The organism is Acidimangrovimonas pyrenivorans, assembly GCF_042643245.1.
In the GTDB taxonomy this organism is placed as follows: Bacteria; Pseudomonadota; Alphaproteobacteria; order Rhodobacterales; family Rhodobacteraceae; genus Acidimangrovimonas; species Acidimangrovimonas pyrenivorans.
On record NZ_JBHRSK010000014.1, the window covers coordinates 83,358 to 102,295 of the forward strand.

Below are 18,938 nucleotides of genomic sequence, written 5' to 3' on the forward strand. Positions count from 1 at the left end.
TCAGCCTGCCTTGGCCAGCGACTTCGCCGCGTGCGCGCGCCGCAGCCAGTCGAGCCAGGCCTCCATGCCCTCGCCGGTGCGGGCCGAGACCTGCAGGATCTCGATCTCCGGGTTGACCCGATGCAGGTTGGCCTCGTAGGCGTCGAGATCGGCATCGGTATAGGGGGCAAGGTCGACCTTGTTCAGGATCGCCAGCCTGGCGGCGGTGAACATGTCAGGGTATTTCAACGGCTTGTCCTCGCCCTCGGTGACCGAGAGGATCGCCACCTTGGCATCCTCGCCAAGGTCGAAGGCAGCCGGGCAGACCAGGTTGCCGACATTCTCGATGAACAGGAACGCGCCCGGCTGCAGCCCGAGATCGTCCATCGCGTGGCCGACCATGTGGCCGTCGAGATGGCAGCCCTTGCCGGTGTTGATCTGGATCGCCCGCGCTCCGGTGGCGCGGATGCGGTCGGCGTCGTTGGTGGTCTGCTGGTCGCCCTCGATCACCGCCAGCGGCGCGTCGCCCAGCATCTCGATGGTCTTGACCAAGAGCGTCGTCTTGCCCGAGCCGGGCGAGGAGACGAGGTTGACCGCGTAGCCGCCGAGCGCCCGCAGCACCCGGCGGTTGCCCTGGGCGTAGAGGTCGTTCTTGGCGAGGATGTCGGTTTCCACCTCGACCAGCCGGGCCTGGCTCATGCCCGGAACCGAGACCCCGGCGGCGCCGGCGCCGAAATGGATGTGGCCGTGGTCATGGTCATGGCTGTGGGAATGGTCGTGGTGGTGGTGATGCTCATGACCGTGATGATGGTGATGGCCGTGCTCGTGCCCATGGCCGTGCTCATGGCTGTGGCCCTCGACCGTCCCCTGTCCGCATCCGCAAACCGTACACATCAGATCACCTCCATATCCTTGATCCGCATCTCGTCGCCCGAGACCGGCATCAGCCGGCCGCCGCCGCAGAGCGGGCAGGGGGCGAGTCGTTCCTCGATCTCGACCTCCTTGCCGCAGTCGTAGCACATCGCGCGGCCGGGCAGGTCGATCATTTCCAGTTCCGCCCCCTCGGCGGGGCCGCCGCGCATCACGGCGTCGAAGCAGAAGGCCAGCGCCGGTTTCTCGACCCCGGCGAAGCGGCCGATCTCGAGCCGCAGCTTGCGCACCGCGGTGAAGCCGTGGGCGCGGGCGTGGTCGTCGATGATGCCGCGAATGCTCTCGGCCAGCGCCATCTCATGCATCGGCCACCTCGCGCAGTTCGTAGGGCAGGCAGGGGTCGAGGATGTCGACCACCAGCGGCGCCAGATGGGCCTTGGCGGCGGGCAGGCTGGCCAGCGACGCCTGCAGCGCGCCGCCGGGGGCGAGCAGGTGGTCGGTCGGCGTGACCCGTTGGAAATGGGTGACCCGGCCGTTCTCGGCCTGCGCCCGGATGGCATAGAGGCCGCGGGCGGCGGGGGTGACGGCGGTGCCGTCGGCCAGCCGCCGCGGCGCCGGCAGGGGGCCGGTGAGACAGGCCTCGGCATCGACCAGCCGGGCGGCGGCGCGCCAGAGCGGGCCCTTGCCATGGCTTGCCGCCAGCGCGGTGAGCAGCGGCTGGCCGGGATGGCGGCCGGCGGTGGCGTTTTCCTGCGGGCTGCCGGCGAAGGCGGTTTCGGGCGTGGTTGCGGGCAGGTCGGTCCCGGCCTCGCCCGGGGCGAAGGCCTCGGCGATGGCTGAGAGCAGCGGGGCGGTGCCCTGGCCCTCGGCCCGCCATGCCGCGAAATCGTCCGGCGTGGCGGGGCAGCGGCCGGAGGGGCCGAACAGCGCCACGGCCTCGTCGCCCTTGCGCGGCAGCGGCCGGGCCGGAAGGTCCAGCCGGCGCGGCCAGGCGAAAAGCAGCCGCCGCAGGTGCTCGCGCAGGATTTCGCCGCGCAGGGTCTCGGGCGTCGTCTCCAGCGGCGGCAGCTCCAGCGCCAGCCGCGCCGCCGCCTCCTGCGCCGCGCGGCAGAGGTTGAAGAGCCGGGGCAGGGTTTCCGCCGCTTCCGCCACCGGGCGGCCGAGGATCAGCCGCTCGACCGGCAGCGCCGACCGGCCCGTCACGGTGGCGGCCAGGTGGCCGTCCCGCTGCGCCAGCGCGATGATCACGCCCTGCTCCAACTCGAACTCCCGTTCCTTGCCGGCCCGGCCGGCATCGGTTCGCGCCCGGTCAGCATAGATCCGGCGTCGGCCGCCCGCTACCCGTGCTGGCGCAAGCGTGACGGCCGGCCTGTCGCGGCTCGGCCGGGATGCCGCGCCGCCGCCACCAGCGCCTGCCCCAGCGCCAGCCCGCCATCGTTGGCCGGGGTGGCGTGGTGGAGCAGCACCTCGATCCCCTCCAGCTCCTGCAGGCACAGCGCCAGCAGCGTCGCGTTCTGGAAGCAGCCGCCGGAGAGGGCGACGGCCCGGGCCTCGCCCTCCTCGACCAGCCGCCGCGCCGGGGCGCAGACCGCACGGGCGAGCCCGGCATGGAAGGCGGCGGCGATTTCCGGCACCGGGCGGCCGGCGGCAAGGTCGGCGATCAGCGCCCGCCACATCGGCGCCGGGTCGATCTGTGCGCCGGTTCGCGCGAACGGGTAGGGCGCGGCGGCAATGCCGGTTGCGATCCCCTCCAGCGCCATCCCCTCCAGCGCGATCGCCGCCTCGCCCTCGTAGCTCTGCGCCCCGCCGGCCAGCCCGAGCGCCGCCGCCACCGCGTCGAACAGCCGCCCGGCCGAGGAGGAGAGCGGTGCGTTGATGCCGGAGGCGGCCGCCTGCCGCAGCAGCGGCAGTGGGCGGCCGGAGAGCAGGCGGTCGGCCTCGGCGCCCAGCCCGGCGGCGTCGAGCTGGGCCAGCAGGTTGCGCCACGGCTCCCGGTTGGCCGCGTCGCCGCCGATCAGCGGCACGGGTTTCAGATGGGCGATGCGCGTCGCCGCCCGGTAGTCGCCCAGCAGCAGCTCGCCGCCCCAGATCGTGCCATCCGTCCCCAGCCCGAGCCCGTCGAGCACGATCCCGGCCACCGGCCCACCGTCGCGCGGCCAGAGCGCGTCGCCCATCGCGGCGGCGAGATGGGCGTGGTGGTGCTGGACCTCGACCAGCGGCACCCCGGCGGCCCCGGCCCGTGCCGCGGCATGGGCCGAGGCGCGATAGCCGGGGTGAAGATCGCAGGCCATCAGTGTCGGGCGGTGATCGAAGAGTTCGGCGTAGTCGGCATCGGCCCTGATGAATTCCTCCCAGGTCAGCGCGTCGTCGAGATCGCCGAGGTGATGCGACAGCAGCGCCTGGCCATTCCTGATCAGGCAGAGGGCGGATTTCATCTGGCCGCCAAAGGCGGTCACTTCGGCCGCGTCCTCGAAACCCGGCGGCAGCGGCAAGGTCCCCGGCACCCGGCCCCGCGCCCGGCGCAGGATCATCGGGCCGGAAGGCAGCAGCCGCTCGACCGGATCGTCGAGGCGGCGGACGATGTCGCGGTCATGCATCAGGAAGGCATCGGCGAAGGGGCCCAGTTTCGCCCGCGCCTCGTCGTTGCCGATCGCCTGCGGCTCGCCCGTGAGATTGCCCGAGGTCATCACCAGCGGCCCGCCGAAAGCGTCGAGCAGCAGGTGGTGCAGCGGGGTGTAGGGCAGCATCCAGCCCAGCGTCGGCAGGCCCGGGGCGATTGCCTCGGGCAAGGGCGCACCGGCACGGGGCAGCAGCACGATCGGCGCAGCCGGGTCGGCCAGCAGGGTGGCCTCGGCGTCGCTGACGTTGGCATGGGCGCGGATCGTCTCCAGCGGCGCCATCAGGGCGAAGGGCTTGGCCGGACGCCGCTTGCGGGCGCGCAGCGTGGCGAGGGCCGCCGGGTTGCGGGCGTCGCAGGCGAGGTGGAAGCCGCCCAGCCCCTTGAGGGCGAGGATTTGCCCGGCCTGCAGGCGCCGGGCGGCCTCGGCGACGGGATCGCCGGGGAATTCGGCGGCGTCGATCTCCAGCCACAGCCGCGGGCCGCAGGCAGGGCAGGCGACGGGCTGGGCGTGGAAGCGGCGGTCGGCCGGGTCCTCGTATTCGGCGCGGCAGGCGGGGCAGATTCCGAACGGCGCCATCGAGGTTTGCGCCCGGTCATAAGGCAGGGCGCGCAGGATGGTGAAGCGCGGGCCGCAATGGGTGCAGTTGGTGAAGGCATAGCCGTGGCGGCGCTGCGCGGGATCGCGGATCTCGGCCAGGCAGGCGGGGCAGGTGGCGGCATCGGGCGTCACCCGCGTCTCGGCCCCGGTCCCGCACGAAGGGGCGATGGTGAAACCGTCGGGCGGGCTGTCGAACCGGTGCGGGGCGGTTTCGACGGCGTCGACGCGGGCCAGCGGCGGGGCCTCGGCGGCCAGGGCGGTTGCGAAAGCGTCGAGGTCATCGCCGAAGGCGCGGATGAGGACGCCCTCGGGATCGTTGAGCACTTCGCCGCGCAGGCCGAAGCGGCGGGCGAGTTGCCAGACGAAGGGGCGGAAGCCGACGCCCTGCACCTGTCCCCGCACCCGGATCGCGCGTCCCTGTGGCAATGCTGACCTCCGTTTTGGCGGCAGCGTAGCGGGGGAGGCGCGAGGCGGGAAGGGGGCAGGCGCCAAGGCTCGGTCTGCCGGGAAGTGGACGGCGGGGCGGCTAGCCGCATGTACCCTCTGCAGACCTCCGGCAAGGGGGACACCGGCCCGGAATCAAGGGCGTAGCCCGCCGGGCCGCGCCCTCCCTCCCCCTTGGGAGGGCGCCTTGGCGATGTCGCCTGCCGTGCAGATGTCGTTCGGGGTTTTGGGGATAAACCGCAGACGGCGAGCGACGGTGGCGCCCACCCGAGGGAGGGCGCGGCCCTTTGTCGTGCGACAGCCACGATCTGTCCGGTACTCCACCGGGGGCGCTTCCAAACGAAAACGCGGCCCCGGGGGGCCGCGCGTCTCTGCCGTCGGGCCGGGGCCCCGCACCACCGCTCAGGCGGTGTTCTTGATGACGAAGGTATAGACCCCGCCCGACTCGCCCTGCTCCACCAGCTCGTTGCCGGTGGTGCGGCAGAAGGCTTCGAAATCCTTCACCGCGCCCGGATCGGTCGCCTGGATTTCCAGCGTCTGTCCGGTTTCCATCGTCTTGAGCGCCTTCTTGGTGCGCAGGATCGGCAGCGGGCAGTTCAGCCCCTTCGCGTCGAGAACCTGATCGGCCATGTCTTTCGTCCTTCTCTTCGTCAGATATACAGGTTGATGTCGCTCTTGGCGGCGACGTCGACCCAGCTGGCGGCGCCACCCAGGGTCGGGCCTTCGATCATGTCCTCTTTCTTGTATTCGAAGAGGTCCATCGTCATCTGGCAGGCGATCATGTTGACGTCCGCTTCGACCGCCAGCTCGCGCAGTTCCTCGATCGAGGCGACGCCTTTCTTCTTGATCATGTTCTTCATCATGTTGGTGGTCAGCGCGGTGGCGCCGGGCAGGGCGGCCAGGATGTTCGGCATCGCCATGTGGCCGCCGCCCATCGGCATCTCCATCGCCGCGTTGCCCAGCGGGTTGACCTTGAGGTTGAGGTCCTTCTTCAGCAGGCTCAGCCCGTAGAAGGTGAAGAACATCGTCGTCTCGATCCCCATCGCGGCCGCGGTGGTGGCCAGAATGAAGGGCGGGTAGGCCCAGTCGAGCGTGCCCTTGGTCACGATGATGGTCATCGACTTGGCGTTGGTTTCGTCGCTCATCTTGTCCTCCTGCCGGCCGTGCCGGCTGATATCATGTCACACGGCCGGGTCCGCCGCCGTTATGCCTTGGGCGTTCAGCCTCAGGCGCAGCCGGCGAAGGAGTCGGCCTCCATCTTGGCCTCGTAGGGGCCGGCCACGTCGGCGCCCTTGGTCAGATCGTTGATCGCGGCCGGGTCGACGGGCTTGACCTTCACCATCCAGCCGTCGCCATAGGTGTCGGAATTGGCCAGGCCGGGGGTCGCGGTCAGATTGTCGTTCACCGCCACGATCTCGGCCTCGAAGGCGACCTTGGCGGGGCCGACCCACTTGCCGGATTCGACGGTCGCGCAGGACTTGCCGGCCTTGATCGTCTTGCCCGCCTTCTTGGCGGTGAAGGCGACCAGCTGACCGGCCATGCCGGTGGCGATCATGGTCATGCCGACGGTGTAGGTGCCGTCGCCCTCGTCGCGGTACCACAGGTTGTTGTCGACGTCGTAAAGCAGGTCATCGGGAAGGTCGCAGCCACGCACCACAGGCATCCTGGGTCTCCATCATACGGTTTCAGTGTCGATATCGGGGGTCTCGCCCTGGCGGATCGGCCGGGACGAGCAGCAGAATTCGCCCAGCCCGTCGGCCTGCAGCTTGCCGCCGACGAAAAGGGCGAGATGGCGCACCACCATGGCACCCACCCGGATGGTGTGGGCGACATCGGCGGCGGCCGGGTCATGCAGGATCAGGTTGTGGTGATAGACGATCTCGCGGCAGGTCTCGCGGCAGGCATTGAAGCTGGGATTGCCGCGCGCGCCCTGGCGGTGCAGGGCGAGCAGCCGGAACCCTTCATGCTTGTCCGAAGTCGGGGTGTTGCCCTTGGCCTCGTGCCAGGCTTCGAGCACCGCCTCGCCCATCGTCAGGAGTTCGGCGGCGATTTCCGTGGCATCGCGGACAAGAGCCTCGTTCGGCGTCGCGATCAGCGCGTCGACCCGGGCCTCGATCTCCTCGATGGACAGGCGCGTCTCCGCCGTCATCCCAAACCCTTTTCCTTGAGCAGCGGGCGTGCGTCCGAGAAGTTCTCCTGCACGCCGACCTTCTTGGCCGACAGCCCGAGGGCCATGCCGAGAAGCTGCGTGAAATAGAGTATCTTGACGTTGGTCTTTCTGCCAAGAACCTTTTCCGCACGCACCTGGTGCATTTCCAGCCCGGTATGGCAGGTCGGGCATTCGGTGGCGACGACATCGGCGCCGCAGGCCTCGGCCGCGGTGAGGATGTTCAGCACCAGCTTGGTCGAGGTGTCGCTGTCCGACAGGGTATGGGCGCCGCCGCAGCAGGCGGTTTTCAGCGGGAAATCGACGTTCTCGGCGCCGGCGGCGGCGAGGATGTCGTCCATGTAATGCGGTTTCGAGGTGCTCTCGCTGTCGCCGCCCTGGTCCTTCTCGGGGAAGATATGGCGCGGGCGGGTATACATGCAGCCGTAGTAGTTGGCGACCTTGAGGCCCTTGAGCGAGTTCTTCACCCTTTCGCGAATGCCGTCCTCGCCGATCGATTTCTTGATCCAGTCGAGCGCGTGGATGGTCTCGACCTTGCCCGACTCGTAGGTCTTGTGGCCCGCCTTCTGGCTCAGCCGGCCGTTGACCTCTTTCGACTTGGCGTCATGCTCGAGGTCGTATTCGGCCTTCTTGAGGTTGTGGTAGCAGCCGTTGCAGGGCGCCATCACCGTGTCGAAGCCCATGTCCTCGGTGATCGAGAGGTTGCGCGCCGACAGGTAGGTCTGGATCTTCGGGTCGATGTTCTTGACTTCCATCGCGCCGCAGCAGTTCCAGTTCTTCAGCTCGACCAGCTCGAGCCCCAGCGCCTTGCCGACCGCCTTGGTCGAGCGGTTGTAGGCGTGGCCCGAACCTTCCAGGGCGCAGCCGGGGTAGTAAGCGACTTTCTTGTAATCACCGGCCATCACTTCGCTCCCTTCACATCGAGACCCAGCGCCTTGCGGTTGGCGGTCTCACATTCCTCGACATATTCGTTGATCGCGTCGCGCGCCCGGCCCCAGCCGCTGGTCTTGGGGCGGAACACCGTCGCCAGGCCCAGCTTCATCAGGTAGCCGACCGGCATGCGCTTCACGAGGCCCATCACCAGCGCCACCAGCCAGGGCTGGTTGATCGGCTGGTTGGTCTTCTTGAAGAAGTCGCGCAGCACCAGCCCGTCCTCGATCTTGCCGGTGTTGATGACCTGGTCCGAGAAGCCCTCGTCGAAGATCGTCGACGGGCTCTTCTCGGTATGGCCCTTCAGCTCGAGCCAATGGGCGGTGGCCTTCATCACCCCTTCCGGCACCACGTCGCGCGGGCAGGCATAGGTGCATTTGTTGCACGACACGCATTGCCAGATGATGTCCTTGTCGCGCAGCAGCTCGTCTTCCATGCCCATCCGGATCAGGTAGATCCAGTAGCGCGGGTTGAACTCGGGATTGACCGCGTTGACGGTGCAGGCGTTGGTGCAGGAGCCGCATTGCCAGCAGCGGTGGATGTTCTCGCCGCCCGGCAGGGCCGCGATCTCTTCCTGCAGGTTCTCGTTGTAATCGGTGACCGAACGGCCTTCGATGAAGGTCGACCAGTGGCCCGAGACATCCATCCCCTCAAGCACCAGTTCTTCGTGTTCAACCAGCTTCTCGGGCCGGATCAGCGATTTCTCGTGGATGGGCATTAAGAGCTCTCCTGGTGGGTGATCCCTTTCGGGGTGCCGAGCACATGGGCGCTGCCGTCGATCAGCTTGAGCCGGGTGCGCCCGGTCTCGGTATCGACGGCGTCGAGGCCCAGCATGCGCCGGGTATGCAGCATCGGGTCGGACGAGGTGGCGAATTCGGCCCGCATCAGGCTGCCGCCCCGGTCGTTGATGTAATCGGCGTAGACATGCGCCATCAGCAGATCGACATAGAAGGGCAGGTCGCGGAACACGCCCTGCTCGCCGAGAAACTGGCTCAGCTCGTCGTTGAGCACCCGGAAGGTGGCGTAGTCGTCCGGGATGTCGAGTTTCAGGGTCGAGACATCGTCGGCGAACCAAATTTCCCGCAGCACGCCCGAGCCGACCTTGGCGTCCCAGACCCAGCGGGTCATCAGCGGGTAACGCTCGGGGTCGATGAAATGCAGCACCTCGGCGCCCAGATCGCGGACCCAGCGATGGGCCTTGTCGTCGGGGAATTTCGAGGTGAAGCGGGCCAGCCGCTCGTCGGCGCTGGTGGTGTCGGTCCAGCCCGCCAGAAGCTCCTCGAGCCGCACGCGCAGCAGCTCGAAGCCGTTTTCCGCCAGCCAGGCGCCGACCCGGCGCCGAACGGGGGTGATGAAGGCGGCGAGATCGAGGAACTCGGTCTCGCTGAGCTCATGCACCTTGCCCTTGCCCAGCATCTCCTCGAACAGCGAGGACTTCAGCGACAGCGCGGTGACGTAGCGCTCGACACCGCCGGTCGGTTCGGCCGAGGTGACGAGATGTTCGAATGCCTTGCGCAGTGTCGGACCCGAGAGGTCCAGCACCGGCCCCGTGGGAGCCGGGGCGACATCGGGTTTGCGCTTGAGGCCGAACATTATTCCGCTGCCGTCTCCACCGCGTTGGCGGAGAAGTTCATCGCCGCCATCGCCGCCGCGTGGCCCTGGGCGATCGAGTCGTCGATCGTCTCGGGCCCGGTGGCCGAACCGGCCACGAAGACGCCGGGGCGCGAGGTCTCGGCCAGGGTCATGTAGGTGTTGGCGCGGTCGATATAGCCATACTTGTTCAGCTTGACGCCGAAGACCGACGACAGGGTCATGTTGTCGACATTCGGGTCCATGCCGACGGCGTGCACCACCATGTCGAACGGGATCGAGATCGGCCGCTTGACCAGCGTGTCCTCGCCCTTGACCAGCAGCCGCTTGCCGTCCGAGGTGACCTCGGCGATGCGGGCCTTGATGTACTTGACCTTGTACTCTTCCTGGCTGCCCCAGTAGTACTCGCCCTCGTAGAGGCCGAAGGTCCGGATATCCATGTAGTAGATGTAGACGTTGGTGTCCGGCAGTTCCTCGCGGATCTCCATCGCCAGGTTGGCCGAGACGGTGCAGCAGATCTTCGAGCACCATTCGCGGCCGATCTGCCGGTCGCGCGAGCCGACGCAGAGCAGGATGGCGACGCGGTCGGGCTTGCGCCCGTCGGAGGGGCAGCGCACGCCCTTGCCGGACGAGATCATCTGCTCGACCTGGGTGGTCGTGACGACGTCCGGATAGGTGCCGAAGCCCCATTCCGGCTTGTTGACGCTGTCGAAATGGGTGAAGCCCGTGGTCAGGATCGTCGACCCCGCCTCGATCTTGGTGCCGTCCTTCAGCGTGGCGACGAACGCGCCGGGCTCACCGTCGAAGCTCTGGACGATGGCGCCCTTGTGAATCTCGACATTCGGGTTCTGCTCGACCCGGGTGACCATGCCGCCGATGGCGTCCTTGGCCCATTCGTGGGACGGCACCAGCTTGGCGTAGCCCGACAGGATCGGGGCGCCGCCAAGGATGTCCTCCTTCTCGACGAGGATGGCTTTGCGGCCCGAGGAGGCCACGGCGTGGGCGGCCGAGAGGCCCGCGGGCCCCCCGCCGACGATCAGAACAGGCTGGCTCACTTATCCGCTCCTGCAAGTGCCTTGGGTTTCACGTAGCCGGGCCCGGAAGTGATGGCCCGCTTGGGGTCGTAGAGGGTTTCGATCTTGCCCTGCTTGACCTCTTCCAGATAGGCCTCGAACTCGGCCTTCTTCTTCTCCCAGTCGATGCCCATCTTCTCGAGCAGGTTCTCGAAGGGCGAGGCGTGCCAGTGCAACTGCGCCAGCTTGTAGGGGTGGGCCCCCAGCGCCAGGGCGGCGAACTGGCAATCGGCCATCACCGGCAGCTCGTAGACCTTGTCGACGGCGCGGCCGATCCACTGGTTCTTGTCGAGCGTGGTGATGCAGCCGGTGTCGTGGCCGATCATCACGTCCGACTTGGCCTCTTCCACCGCGACCTTGATCTTGCGGTCGATGGCGAAGGAGCGGGTGAACTCGCGCTCGCCGATGATGTGGCGGAAGCCGAAGCCGCAGCAGTCGTACCAGGTCGAATAGTCGATCACCTGGGTGCCGAGCGTCTGCAGCAGTCCGGTGGTCACCGCGACGCGGTTCCCTTCCATGACGGTCTCGTCATAGATCACGTCCTCCGGCACCATCTTGTAGACGTGGCAGGCCGGGTGAACCGTGGTCCGGAGGTTGGAGACGTCGATCTCCTGGTAGTTCTTCAGCCGATGGCGCATCACGTGCAGCCATTCGGAATAGTGAACCAGTTCTTCCGGGATCAGCAGCTTGCCGTCGACCAGGCGGCCCAGCTTGCCGAGGATCTTGGTCACTTCCTCGCGCAGTTCGGCCGAATGGATCAGGAAATGCCGCATTTCCTTGTAGTTGCCGAAGGAAGTGCCGCAATGGATCAGCGGGTAATAGGTGCCTTCCGGCAGGCCCTGCGCCTTGGCCGAGACATAGGCCTGGTGATAGTTGCGCAGGAACACCGCGGCGAGCGAAACGACGTTGCCGATGCCCGAGCCGTGGTAGTTCCACGCCGTGCACGAGGTCTGGTCGGTCTCGTCGAGGTAGTTCAGCTCCATCTTGTTCATCAGCCAGAGCACCGAGCTGGGATAGCCCGGGATGTTGCCGCACTGGCCGCAGGACTTGTGGTGCCACAGGTTGTTGGTCGGGATCTTCTTGTCCCAGCCATAGAGCGTCTTGGCCATGATCGGATCGTTGTGGTCGCCGATCCGGTGAACCTTGATCTGGCCCTCTTTCTCGAGCTGCCACATCGCGTCGCGGACGTCTTCCTTGCGCTCCTTGCTGGTCAGCATGGCGCGCTTGTCGATCCTGGCCTCGACCCAGTCGGTGGCGCGCCGGGCCTCGTCGGCCGTCAGGTTGCTGGGCTTCCAATCAGCGCCGAAACCGCTGAAGGCGCCGCTCTTGCCGTCCTGTTCGTTTGCCATCGCACGTCTCCTATAATGGCTGCCGGCCGCGGGGCCCGCCCGCCCCGTGCGTCGGCATCATGAAATCAATCGTCGTCGTCCTCGTCTTCTTCCTGCTCTTCGAGCCACTCTTCCCATTCCTCGCGCTTCTCATCCATCACGTCCGAGACCACGTCGAAGAGATTTTCGTCAACGATTTCAAGTTGATCCAGGACGCCCGTGGCCTCCCAGATGGTGTAGAGCTCGACCGAGGTCTTGAGGTTGACCTCCCAGGCCGTGTCCAGCGTGTGCATGGTCGGCATCGGGATCGCCTTGCGCAGGATCATCAGCGGCGCGTCGACCTTGGCGACGTTCGGGCCCCAGTCGGGGAACGCCTCCTTGGTGATCATGTTCGGCGCCAGCTGGTTGCCGGTCGAGACCACCTTGAGCAGCACGCGGCTGAACGGCCGCAGCACCTCCTTGGCGCTTTCCATGCCGTGCTTGATCGCCACTTCGCGCAGGATCATCACCAACCCGCCGGGCGAGTTCTCGAACGGGCAGCGGGCGGCGCAGGTGTAGCACTGGGCGCAGGCCCAGATCTTTTCCTGCATCGCGTCGTAGATGCCCTCGAGGTTCTCGGTCCACAGCAGCTGGACGATCTCGCGCGGGGAATAGTCGTAGTAATGCGCCGACGGACAGGTCGCGGTGCAGATGCCGCAGTTGAGGCAGCCGTGGATCTCGTGATCGTATACCGCGTGGTTGCGGATATCGTCGAAGATCTCCTCCAGCTTCTCGTAAGGAACGACCGGTGCTTCCGAAACCGGGTCGCTGATCTGCGGATCAGGTATCTTAGCGTGTGCCGTCAAACGCGCCTCCCACGGTTTGCGGTTCTGCCTTTATATGTCAGTAGGTCAGAACCTTCGCGTCATCATCATCCATGATGTCTTCGATCACTTTCGCGCCGCCGACGATGCCCTCGCATTCGGGGATCAGGTCGTCCTCGGTCATGTCGAACAGATCGAGGTTGGGCGAACAGCAGTAGAACTTGGCGCCCGCTTCATGGGCGTCCTTGATGAAATCGTAGACCGTCTTGGGCGAGCCTTCCTTGACGACCAGTTTCTCGGCCACGCCCTTTTTCATGAGCTGTCCGGCGGTCGCGGTGCACACCACGTCGACGTCGTAATCCATCGCCGCGGCCACGGTGGCCTGAAAGAACGGTGCCCCCAGCTCCTCGCCGTTACGGGGATCGGTGTTCACCATGACGATGATCAGTTTGCTAGCCAAATTTTCCTCCCAAGGATCACTGGCAGCAGGCGTGGCCTTTCCGGCTCTTCGTCGCCTCCTGCATCCTAGTCCGAAAACGTTAGATGCACAAATTCGAATAAGCAATACAATCTTTGCGGGACCCTCGGTCAGGTGGTCGTGATCCGCTCACAGCCAGCCGGTGCGGCTGCTGAGCCCGACCATGATCCGTGTCAGGGCTTCGGCGATCTCGCCCTGATGGGCTGCAAGCGCCTGAAGCGGGGTCACCGTGTCCTCGGGCGTATCGGCAAATTCCATGATCAGGTCTTCAACCATGCCGCGTTTCATGCCGGGATGTCCAAGGAATCCCAAAGAGTTATCGCCGATGCCGAAAACCAGCGGATCGCCGGTCGGGCCGCTGGCCAGCACCTCGGCGCCGTCGGGCAGCAACGGCGTGTCGCGCAGGTAGAGCGCCATCGGAAACTGCTCGGGCAGCATGCCGTTGAGATGGTCCGGCGCGGTCGCCGTGGCCTGCTGGAGCTCGAAGCGCAGCGGCGCCTCCCGGGCCCCGCCGCCGGCCGCGACCGAGAGAATCACCGCCCCCAATTCAAGACCCACAACCGGCAGACCGGCCTCGAGGAAGGCCTTGGTCAGGCGCAGCTCGTGGCTGATCGAGGGCAGGATATGGCCCGAGACCAGGCCGTAGGGCCCGCCGCCCAGCAGCATCAGCCCGTCGAAGCCGTCGGTCGAGGTCGGCAGGGTGCCGCCCGAGGTGAAGGGCCGCTTGTATTGGAAACGGATGTTGCGGCCTTCGAAATGGTCCTCCATCAGTCCGAGATATTCGGCCTCGGTATGCTGGATCACGCAGATGGTCTTCATGTCGGCTCCTTGCGGGGGGCTGGCGGTCAGTCGGAGGTCTCGGTGGCGGCGAGGATGGCGGTGGCCAGGTCGGCCGGCTCGACGCCCGGCAGCTCGATGCCCAGACGGTCGATCGCGGTCGCGGCGGCGGCCTCGAGCGCGTCCCGGTTCAGGGCGGTGCCGCGCAGCTGGGCGGCCAGCCGGTCGATGCCGTCCGGCGGCAGGCAGGTGAAATCGCCCGAGATCATCAGGTCGGCGATGGCCCCTTCGCGGCCCAGCAGGTGGACCCGGATCAACCCGCCCGGCGCCTTGTGGGCGCTTTCGGTCAGGTGGGTGGCGGCCGAGATCTTCACCCCCAGTTCGACCAGCTTGCGACCCTGGACCCCGGTCCAGTCGGGATCGGCCAGCCGCGTCTCGGCGGCGGCGATGGCGGCCTGCTCGGCCGCGGTCGGGCTGTCGAATTCCGGGGTGACGTCCAGCACCTCGGCGCAATGGCGCAGGAAGGTCGCGATCAGCTCCGACCGCTCGGGCAGGGCGGGCAGTTCCCTGGTCATCGTCGTCATGTAGTCGTTCAGCGTCTGGCGCAGCTTGTCGCGGAATTTCTCGGACGGCACCCGCAGGCAGCGGGCCATCTCCTCGGTGTCGAAATCGAGCATGAAGCTGCCGACCATCACCGTCGCCTCGCCGATGCTGGCCGCGCCGGTGCCGCCGATCTTGCGGCCGTCGACCTGGATGTCGTTGATCGGGCGGTAGACGGCGTTGACGCCCAGCTCCTGGTAGGTCCGCACCACCGGCTCGATGAAGCGCGGATAAAGGTTCTGGGCGAATTCCGGCGCCTTGCGGCGCGGATAGATGAAATGGGTGAACAGCTGGCCGCGGTCGAGATAGACCGCCCCGCCGCCGACATGGCGGCGGATGATCGGCAGGCCCTTGGCATGGCAATACTCGGTATCGACCTCGCGCGCGATCTCCTGGTGCATGCCGACGCAGACGTAAGGGTCTTGGGGCGAGACCAGCGACAGGATCGGGTCGCTGTCGGCGGTGATCGTCTCGGCCAGGCCGTGATAGACCGCCTGGCTGGTCAGGGCCGGAACCAGCCCGAAATCGAGAACCCGCAAGCGCATTTCCGTCTCCTCCCGGTCATGGCCATGAAACAGGATTTCGCGCGGCGGCGGCAAAGTCAAACACACATTCGGAAAATCGCATGGATTTGCGGGGCGCCGCGGTCAGGTGAAGCCTTCGCCGCCGCAATGTGAGCAGCGCGTTGTCTTGAGGCCGAAACAGGCGCTGCAGCGGCCGAACTGGGGATTGCCGAAGATATCGCTGCCGGTGCGGACCTGGCCCGAGCCACCGCAGAACTGGCACGGCACGCGGCCCGAGCCGCGGCAGCGGTGGCAACGCTGCTTGACATGCTGGGGCTTCTTCTTGCCCGGGCTGTGTTTCTCCATGCCGTGGCGGTCCGGTTTAACTGGTTAACACAGCAAAGCACAGGGCGCCGAGCCTGTCACCGCGGCGGGCCGGCGGTGATGCGAAACGGGCAACAATCCGCCGGCAAACGAAAAACGCCCGGCCGGGGCGGGAACCCCGGTTTGCCGCAGGGGATGAAATTGATCTTCATGATGCGTGCCATTCCGCCCGGTGCGCGCGTGAAACGCGCAGGGCGAGCGCCATCCCACGGGCAGGCGCTCGCCCCGCTCATGTCATGTGGGGGGTAAGGTCGGGAACGGCGCAGAGCAGGCAGTCCGGCCGTCAATCGGAAACTCCCAAAATGAAGCAGGTGGCGATGGCCATCGCCGCCTATCTTCTACATCCCGGTAGGCCTCGCCTGGCATGCGCCAACGGCCACCGTTAGCACGGCCTCAGTAGGTCAGCACCTTGTAGTCGTCGTCTTCCATCACCTTCTCGATCACCGCGGCGCCGCCGACGATGCCCTCGCATTCGGGGATCAGGTCGTCCTCGGTCATGTCGAACAGGTCGAGATTGGGCGAGCAGCAATAGAACTTGGCGCCGGCCTCGTGGGCGTCCTTGATGAAATCGTAGACCGTCTTGGGCGAGCCTTCCTTGACCACCAGCTTCTCGGCCACGCCCTTTTTCATCAGCTTGCCCGAGGTCGCGGTGCAGACCACCTCAACCTCGTAATCCATCGCCGCGGCGACAGTCGCCTGGAAGAAGGGCGCGCCCAGTTCCTCGCCATTGCGGCTGTCGGTATTGACCATGATGATCAGCAGCTTGTCTGCCATGTTGTCTCAGTCCTCATCCAGATGATCGGCGATGAGTTCGACGATGCTTTCCAGCCCGCCGCCCCATTTCCAGTATTCCTTGCTCTCGTCCATGGTCAGCCGGCAATTGGCGCAGGCCGAAACCAGCGTGTCGGTGCCGGTGGCCTCGACCTGGTCGATCTTGATCTTGAATGCCTTGTGGCGCAAGTCCGCCGCCCGGCCGATCGCCTGCACCCCGCCGCCGCCGCCGCAACACCAGTTCAGCTCGGCCGTCGGCACCATTTCCTTGAAGTTGGTGGCGAAGCCTTCCAGCAGGTAGCGCGCGTCGGCCGCCGCGCCGCCGCGGCGCGAGACCTGGCAGGGATCGTGATAGGTCATCGGGGTGTCGTAGGGCTTGAGCTTGATCTTCCCCGCGCGCTTCAGCTTGGCCATGTATTCGGTGATGTGCAGCACCTCGAAGGGCAGGGGCCGGCCGAGCAGGTTCGCCCCGCTCCAGCGCAGCACGCCGTAGGCATGGCCGCATTCGGGGATCACCACCGTCTTGGCGCCGATGGCCTCGGCCGCCTCGACGATGCGGGCAAGCGAAAGCTTGGCGATGTCGCCCTTGCCGGAAAGGTAGCCGAAATTCGTGGCCTCGTAGCCGCGGGTGCTGATGGTCCAGTCGATGCCGGCGTGGTTCATGATCTTGGCCATGGCCGACAGCGAATGGGGGTATTTCATCCCCTCGATCGACGAGACCGTCAGCATGACATCGGCCTTGGGCTTGTCGATGTGGAACTCGACCTCGTCGTCGTCTTCCAGCCATTCGAGCCGCTCCTTCAGCACCGCGCCGGTCAGCCCCAGCGGGCTGCCGAGGTCGCGGGTGTTGTTGGCGGCGTCCATCAGGTCGGCCGGGCCCAGCCCGGCCGCGACCCAGGCCTTGCGCGCCTGGGCCACGATCGAGGCGATGTCGATCCCCATCGGGCAGACCTCGGTGCAGCGGCCGCACATGGTGCAGGTGTCGAAGATCAGTTCCTCCCACTCGCGCAGGTCGGTCTCGGTGATCTTCGGCGCCAGGCCGAGCCATTTCAGCGGGAATCGCTGGGCCTTGTAGGCCTTGGCGATGGGGTGGAGCTTGTAGGCCGGCGTGTGCCGCGGATCGCCCGAGCTGCGGTAGAACAGGCAGGCATCGGCGCATTGGCCGCAATGCAGGCAGGCCTCGGCATAGCTGACCACGTGCTCCTCGGTCTGGGCGAGGAAGGTGCGGGTGGCGGCCTCGACGTCGATCTTGGATTGCGCGGTCATGACATCCTCCTAGCGTACCTGGATTTTGGTCATCTCTTCGCCGTCGGGATCGACGACATGGACGGCGCAGGCGATACAGGGATCGAAGCTGTGGATCGTGCGCTGGATCTCGAGCGGCTGCTTGGGGTCGGCCAGCGTGTGCCGGTCCATCAGCGCCGCCTCGTAGGGCCCGGGCTTGCCGCCGGCATCGCGCGGGCCGGCGTTCCAGGTCGAGGGCACGACCGCCTGGTAGTTGTCGATCTTGCCGTCCTTGATAACGATCCAATGCGCCAGCGCGCCGCGCGGCGCTTCCATGAAGCCGACCCCCTTGGCCTCCTTCGGCCAGGTCGAGGGGTCCCATTTCGCCTCGTTATGCACCGACAGGTCGCCGGCGCGGATATTGGCGATCAGGTTGTCGTACCAGGTCGCCATCTGATCGACGATGATCTTGCTCTCCAGCGTCCGGGCGGCGGTGCGGCCCATGGTCGAGAACATCGCCTCGAGCGGCAGGTCGAGCTGGCTCAGCGCCTTGGTCGCCAGTTCCCTGGTCGGCGCGTGCCCCTTGGCGTAGAGCATCAGCACCCGGGCCAGCGGCCCGACCTCCATCACGTTGCCCTTCCAGCGCGGGCTTTTCAGCCAGGAATAGCTCTGCTCGACATCGAGCTGGTCATAGGGCGGCTTGGGGCCGGAGTATTTCAGGTTGGTCTGGCCGTCATAGGGATGCAGCCCGGCCTCCTTGCCGGCCGAGTAGTCGTAATAGGAATGGGCGACGAATTCCTGGATCTCGTCGGCGTTGTTCATGTCGATCGGGTGGATCGTGCTCAGATCGCGGTTGAGGATCGCGCCCGAGGGGATCAGCCAGCTTGCCGGGTCGTCCATCCCCTTCTCGGGGAAGTCGCCATAGGTCATGAAGTTGCCGACGCCCTCGCCGCGGGCGAACCAGTCCTTGTAGAAGCCGGCGATGGCCAGGGTGTCGGGCAGGTAGACCTGATCGACGAAGGCCTGCATCTTGTCGATCACCGCCTTGATCTGGCTCAGCCCGGCCATGTTCAGCGCCGTGCCCGAGACGCCTTCGCTGGAATCGACGCTGATCGGCGACGGCGCGCCGCCGACGAGGAAATTGGGATGCGGGTTCTTGCCGCCGAAGATGGTGTGGATCTGCACCACCTCGCGCTGCCAGGCCAGCGCCTCGAGGTAATGGGCGACGGCCATCAGGTTGGCCTCGGCCGGCAGCTTGTAAAGCGGGCTGCCCCAGTAGCCGTTGGCGAAGATGCCCAGCTGACCCTGCTCGACGAAGGTCTTCACCTTCTTCTGGACATCGGCGAAATAGCCCGGGCTCGATTTCGGCCAGGACGAGATCGACTGCGCCAGTTCCGAGGTCGCCCTGGGATCGGCCGACAGCGCCGAGACGACGTCGACCCAGTCCAGCGCGTGCAGGTGATAGAAGTGCATCACGTGATCGTGGACGTATTGCGCCGCGATCATCAGGTTGCGGATCAGCTGGGCGTTGGGCGGGATCGGGTAGTTCAGCGCGTTCTCGACCGCGCGCACCGAGGCGATGCCGTGGACCAGGGTGCAGACGCCGCAGATGCGCTGGGCGAAGGCCCAGGCGTCGCGCGGGTCGCGGCCCTGCAGGATCAGCTCGATGCCGCGCACCATGGTGCCCGAGCTATAGGCGCCGGTGATGTCTCCGCTGGCCGATGTCTCGGCCTCGATGCGCAGGTGGCCCTCGATGCGGGTGATCGGATCGACGACGACACGTTCCGTCATGGTAACAA

General features: G+C 66.7%; 21 protein-coding genes. All 21 read right to left on the reverse strand.

Annotation, left to right across the window (positions count from 1 at the left end):
- The 21 genes from hypB to ACFOES_RS16180 all read right to left on the reverse strand — a co-directional run bounded on the left by hypB (position 1) and on the right by ACFOES_RS16180 (position 18,930).
- The gene (gene hypB / locus ACFOES_RS16080; RefSeq protein WP_377834381.1) at positions 1-873 is read right to left on the reverse strand and encodes a hydrogenase nickel incorporation protein HypB; all 873 of its coding nucleotides are present in this window, start codon (positions 871-873) and stop codon (positions 1-3) included.
- Positions 873-1,214: a hydrogenase maturation nickel metallochaperone HypA gene (gene hypA / locus ACFOES_RS16085; RefSeq protein ID WP_377834383.1), complete on the reverse strand. Its 342-nt coding sequence runs from the start codon at positions 1,212-1,214 to the stop codon at positions 873-875. Before hypA ends, hypB begins: the two co-directional genes overlap by 1 nt.
- Positions 1,207-2,109 carry a hydrogenase expression/formation protein HupK gene (locus ACFOES_RS16090; protein ID WP_377834385.1) on the reverse strand — a complete coding sequence of 301 codons (903 nt, stop codon included), beginning with the start codon at positions 2,107-2,109 and terminating at the stop codon, positions 1,207-1,209. The genes hypA and ACFOES_RS16090 overlap by 8 nt, the downstream gene beginning before the upstream one ends.
- A gap of 77 nt (positions 2,110-2,186) precedes the next feature.
- The gene (gene hypF / locus ACFOES_RS16095) at positions 2,187-4,493 is read right to left on the reverse strand and encodes a carbamoyltransferase HypF (RefSeq protein ID WP_377834387.1); all 2,307 of its coding nucleotides are present in this window, start codon (positions 4,491-4,493) and stop codon (positions 2,187-2,189) included.
- Positions 4,494-4,913: 420 nt separating this feature from the next.
- Positions 4,914-5,141: a sulfurtransferase TusA family protein gene (locus tag ACFOES_RS16100; protein WP_377834389.1), complete on the reverse strand. Its 228-nt coding sequence runs from the start codon at positions 5,139-5,141 to the stop codon at positions 4,914-4,916.
- A gap of 20 nt (positions 5,142-5,161) precedes the next feature.
- On the reverse strand, positions 5,162-5,656 hold the full coding sequence (gene dsrE2, locus ACFOES_RS16105) for a sulfur carrier protein DsrE2 (RefSeq protein ID WP_377834390.1): 495 nt from the start codon (positions 5,654-5,656) through the stop codon (positions 5,162-5,164).
- Between the two features lie 80 nt (positions 5,657-5,736).
- On the reverse strand, positions 5,737-6,174 hold the full coding sequence (locus ACFOES_RS16110) for a glycine cleavage system protein H (RefSeq protein WP_377834391.1): 438 nt from the start codon (positions 6,172-6,174) through the stop codon (positions 5,737-5,739).
- A 12-nt stretch (positions 6,175-6,186) separates the two neighbouring features.
- Positions 6,187-6,660, reverse strand: coding sequence for a hypothetical protein (locus ACFOES_RS16115; protein ID WP_377834392.1), 474 nt, complete (start codon positions 6,658-6,660; stop codon positions 6,187-6,189).
- Positions 6,657-7,580 (reverse strand): CoB--CoM heterodisulfide reductase iron-sulfur subunit B family protein, encoded by a 924-nt coding sequence (locus ACFOES_RS16120; protein WP_377834393.1) that lies wholly within the window; start codon positions 7,578-7,580, stop codon positions 6,657-6,659. Before ACFOES_RS16120 ends, ACFOES_RS16115 begins: the two co-directional genes overlap by 4 nt.
- The gene (locus tag ACFOES_RS16125; RefSeq protein ID WP_377834394.1) at positions 7,580-8,326 is read right to left on the reverse strand and encodes a 4Fe-4S dicluster domain-containing protein; all 747 of its coding nucleotides are present in this window, start codon (positions 8,324-8,326) and stop codon (positions 7,580-7,582) included. The genes ACFOES_RS16120 and ACFOES_RS16125 overlap by 1 nt, the downstream gene beginning before the upstream one ends.
- Complete coding sequence (locus ACFOES_RS16130; protein WP_377834395.1) at positions 8,326-9,201, reverse strand: hypothetical protein; 876 nt, start codon at positions 9,199-9,201, stop codon at positions 8,326-8,328. The genes ACFOES_RS16125 and ACFOES_RS16130 overlap by 1 nt, the downstream gene beginning before the upstream one ends.
- Positions 9,201-10,253: a CoB--CoM heterodisulfide reductase iron-sulfur subunit A family protein gene (locus ACFOES_RS16135; protein WP_377834396.1), complete on the reverse strand. Its 1,053-nt coding sequence runs from the start codon at positions 10,251-10,253 to the stop codon at positions 9,201-9,203. Before ACFOES_RS16135 ends, ACFOES_RS16130 begins: the two co-directional genes overlap by 1 nt.
- Positions 10,250-11,620: a heterodisulfide reductase-related iron-sulfur binding cluster gene (locus tag ACFOES_RS16140; protein ID WP_377834397.1), complete on the reverse strand. Its 1,371-nt coding sequence runs from the start codon at positions 11,618-11,620 to the stop codon at positions 10,250-10,252. The genes ACFOES_RS16135 and ACFOES_RS16140 overlap by 4 nt, the downstream gene beginning before the upstream one ends.
- A gap of 65 nt (positions 11,621-11,685) precedes the next feature.
- A complete protein-coding gene (locus tag ACFOES_RS16145) occupies positions 11,686-12,444 on the reverse strand; it encodes a 4Fe-4S dicluster domain-containing protein (protein WP_377834398.1) in 759 nt (252 codons plus the stop codon).
- 37 nt (positions 12,445-12,481) lie between these two features.
- Positions 12,482-12,862, reverse strand: a complete 381-nt coding sequence (locus ACFOES_RS16150) for a DsrE/DsrF/DrsH-like family protein (protein WP_377834399.1) — start codon at positions 12,860-12,862, stop codon at positions 12,482-12,484.
- Positions 12,863-13,009: 147 nt separating this feature from the next.
- On the reverse strand, positions 13,010-13,699 hold the full coding sequence (locus ACFOES_RS16155; RefSeq protein ID WP_377834400.1) for a hypothetical protein: 690 nt from the start codon (positions 13,697-13,699) through the stop codon (positions 13,010-13,012).
- Between the two features lie 26 nt (positions 13,700-13,725).
- The gene (locus tag ACFOES_RS16160) at positions 13,726-14,802 is read right to left on the reverse strand and encodes a lipoate--protein ligase (RefSeq protein ID WP_377834401.1); all 1,077 of its coding nucleotides are present in this window, start codon (positions 14,800-14,802) and stop codon (positions 13,726-13,728) included.
- Positions 14,803-14,904: 102 nt separating this feature from the next.
- Positions 14,905-15,126: a hypothetical protein gene (locus ACFOES_RS16165; protein ID WP_377834402.1), complete on the reverse strand. Its 222-nt coding sequence runs from the start codon at positions 15,124-15,126 to the stop codon at positions 14,905-14,907.
- Between the two features lie 411 nt (positions 15,127-15,537).
- On the reverse strand, positions 15,538-15,918 hold the full coding sequence (locus ACFOES_RS16170; protein WP_377834403.1) for a DsrE/DsrF/DrsH-like family protein: 381 nt from the start codon (positions 15,916-15,918) through the stop codon (positions 15,538-15,540).
- A 6-nt stretch (positions 15,919-15,924) separates the two neighbouring features.
- Positions 15,925-17,181, reverse strand: coding sequence for a (Fe-S)-binding protein (locus ACFOES_RS16175; protein ID WP_377834404.1), 1,257 nt, complete (start codon positions 17,179-17,181; stop codon positions 15,925-15,927).
- A gap of 9 nt (positions 17,182-17,190) precedes the next feature.
- Positions 17,191-18,930 (reverse strand): nickel-dependent hydrogenase large subunit, encoded by a 1,740-nt coding sequence (locus ACFOES_RS16180; RefSeq protein WP_377834405.1) that lies wholly within the window; start codon positions 18,928-18,930, stop codon positions 17,191-17,193.
- Positions 18,931-18,938 lie beyond the last annotated feature (8 nt).

What these genes read in the sequence shown, in the direction of transcription:
- dsrE2 (WP_377834390.1), bottom strand. Translation starts at nt 5,656, where the DNA reads ATGAGCGACGAAACCAACGCCAAGTCGATGACCATCATCGTGACCAAG.
- ACFOES_RS16120 (WP_377834393.1), bottom strand. Translation starts at nt 7,580, where the DNA reads ATGGCCGGTGATTACAAGAAAGTCGCTTACTACCCCGGCTGCGCCCTG.
- ACFOES_RS16115 (WP_377834392.1), bottom strand. Translation starts at nt 6,660, where the DNA reads ATGACGGCGGAGACGCGCCTGTCCATCGAGGAGATCGAGGCCCGGGTC.
- ACFOES_RS16170 (WP_377834403.1), bottom strand. Translation starts at nt 15,918, where the DNA reads ATGGCAGACAAGCTGCTGATCATCATGGTCAATACCGACAGCCGCAAT.
- ACFOES_RS16160 (WP_377834401.1), bottom strand. Translation starts at nt 14,802, where the DNA reads ATGCGCTTGCGGGTTCTCGATTTCGGGCTGGTTCCGGCCCTGACCAGC.
- ACFOES_RS16110 (WP_377834391.1), bottom strand. Translation starts at nt 6,174, where the DNA reads ATGCCTGTGGTGCGTGGCTGCGACCTTCCCGATGACCTGCTTTACGAC.
- hypA (WP_377834383.1), bottom strand. Translation starts at nt 1,214, where the DNA reads ATGCATGAGATGGCGCTGGCCGAGAGCATTCGCGGCATCATCGACGAC.
- ACFOES_RS16155 (WP_377834400.1), bottom strand. Translation starts at nt 13,699, where the DNA reads ATGAAGACCATCTGCGTGATCCAGCATACCGAGGCCGAATATCTCGGA.
- ACFOES_RS16175 (WP_377834404.1), bottom strand. Translation starts at nt 17,181, where the DNA reads ATGACCGCGCAATCCAAGATCGACGTCGAGGCCGCCACCCGCACCTTC.
- ACFOES_RS16140 (WP_377834397.1), bottom strand. Translation starts at nt 11,620, where the DNA reads ATGGCAAACGAACAGGACGGCAAGAGCGGCGCCTTCAGCGGTTTCGGC.
- ACFOES_RS16165 (WP_377834402.1), bottom strand. Translation starts at nt 15,126, where the DNA reads ATGGAGAAACACAGCCCGGGCAAGAAGAAGCCCCAGCATGTCAAGCAG.
- hypB (WP_377834381.1), bottom strand. Translation starts at nt 873, where the DNA reads ATGTGTACGGTTTGCGGATGCGGACAGGGGACGGTCGAGGGCCACAGC.
- ACFOES_RS16130 (WP_377834395.1), bottom strand. Translation starts at nt 9,201, where the DNA reads ATGTTCGGCCTCAAGCGCAAACCCGATGTCGCCCCGGCTCCCACGGGG.
- ACFOES_RS16125 (WP_377834394.1), bottom strand. Translation starts at nt 8,326, where the DNA reads ATGCCCATCCACGAGAAATCGCTGATCCGGCCCGAGAAGCTGGTTGAA.
- ACFOES_RS16100 (WP_377834389.1), bottom strand. Translation starts at nt 5,141, where the DNA reads ATGGCCGATCAGGTTCTCGACGCGAAGGGGCTGAACTGCCCGCTGCCG.
- ACFOES_RS16180 (WP_377834405.1), bottom strand. Translation starts at nt 18,930, where the DNA reads ATGACGGAACGTGTCGTCGTCGATCCGATCACCCGCATCGAGGGCCAC.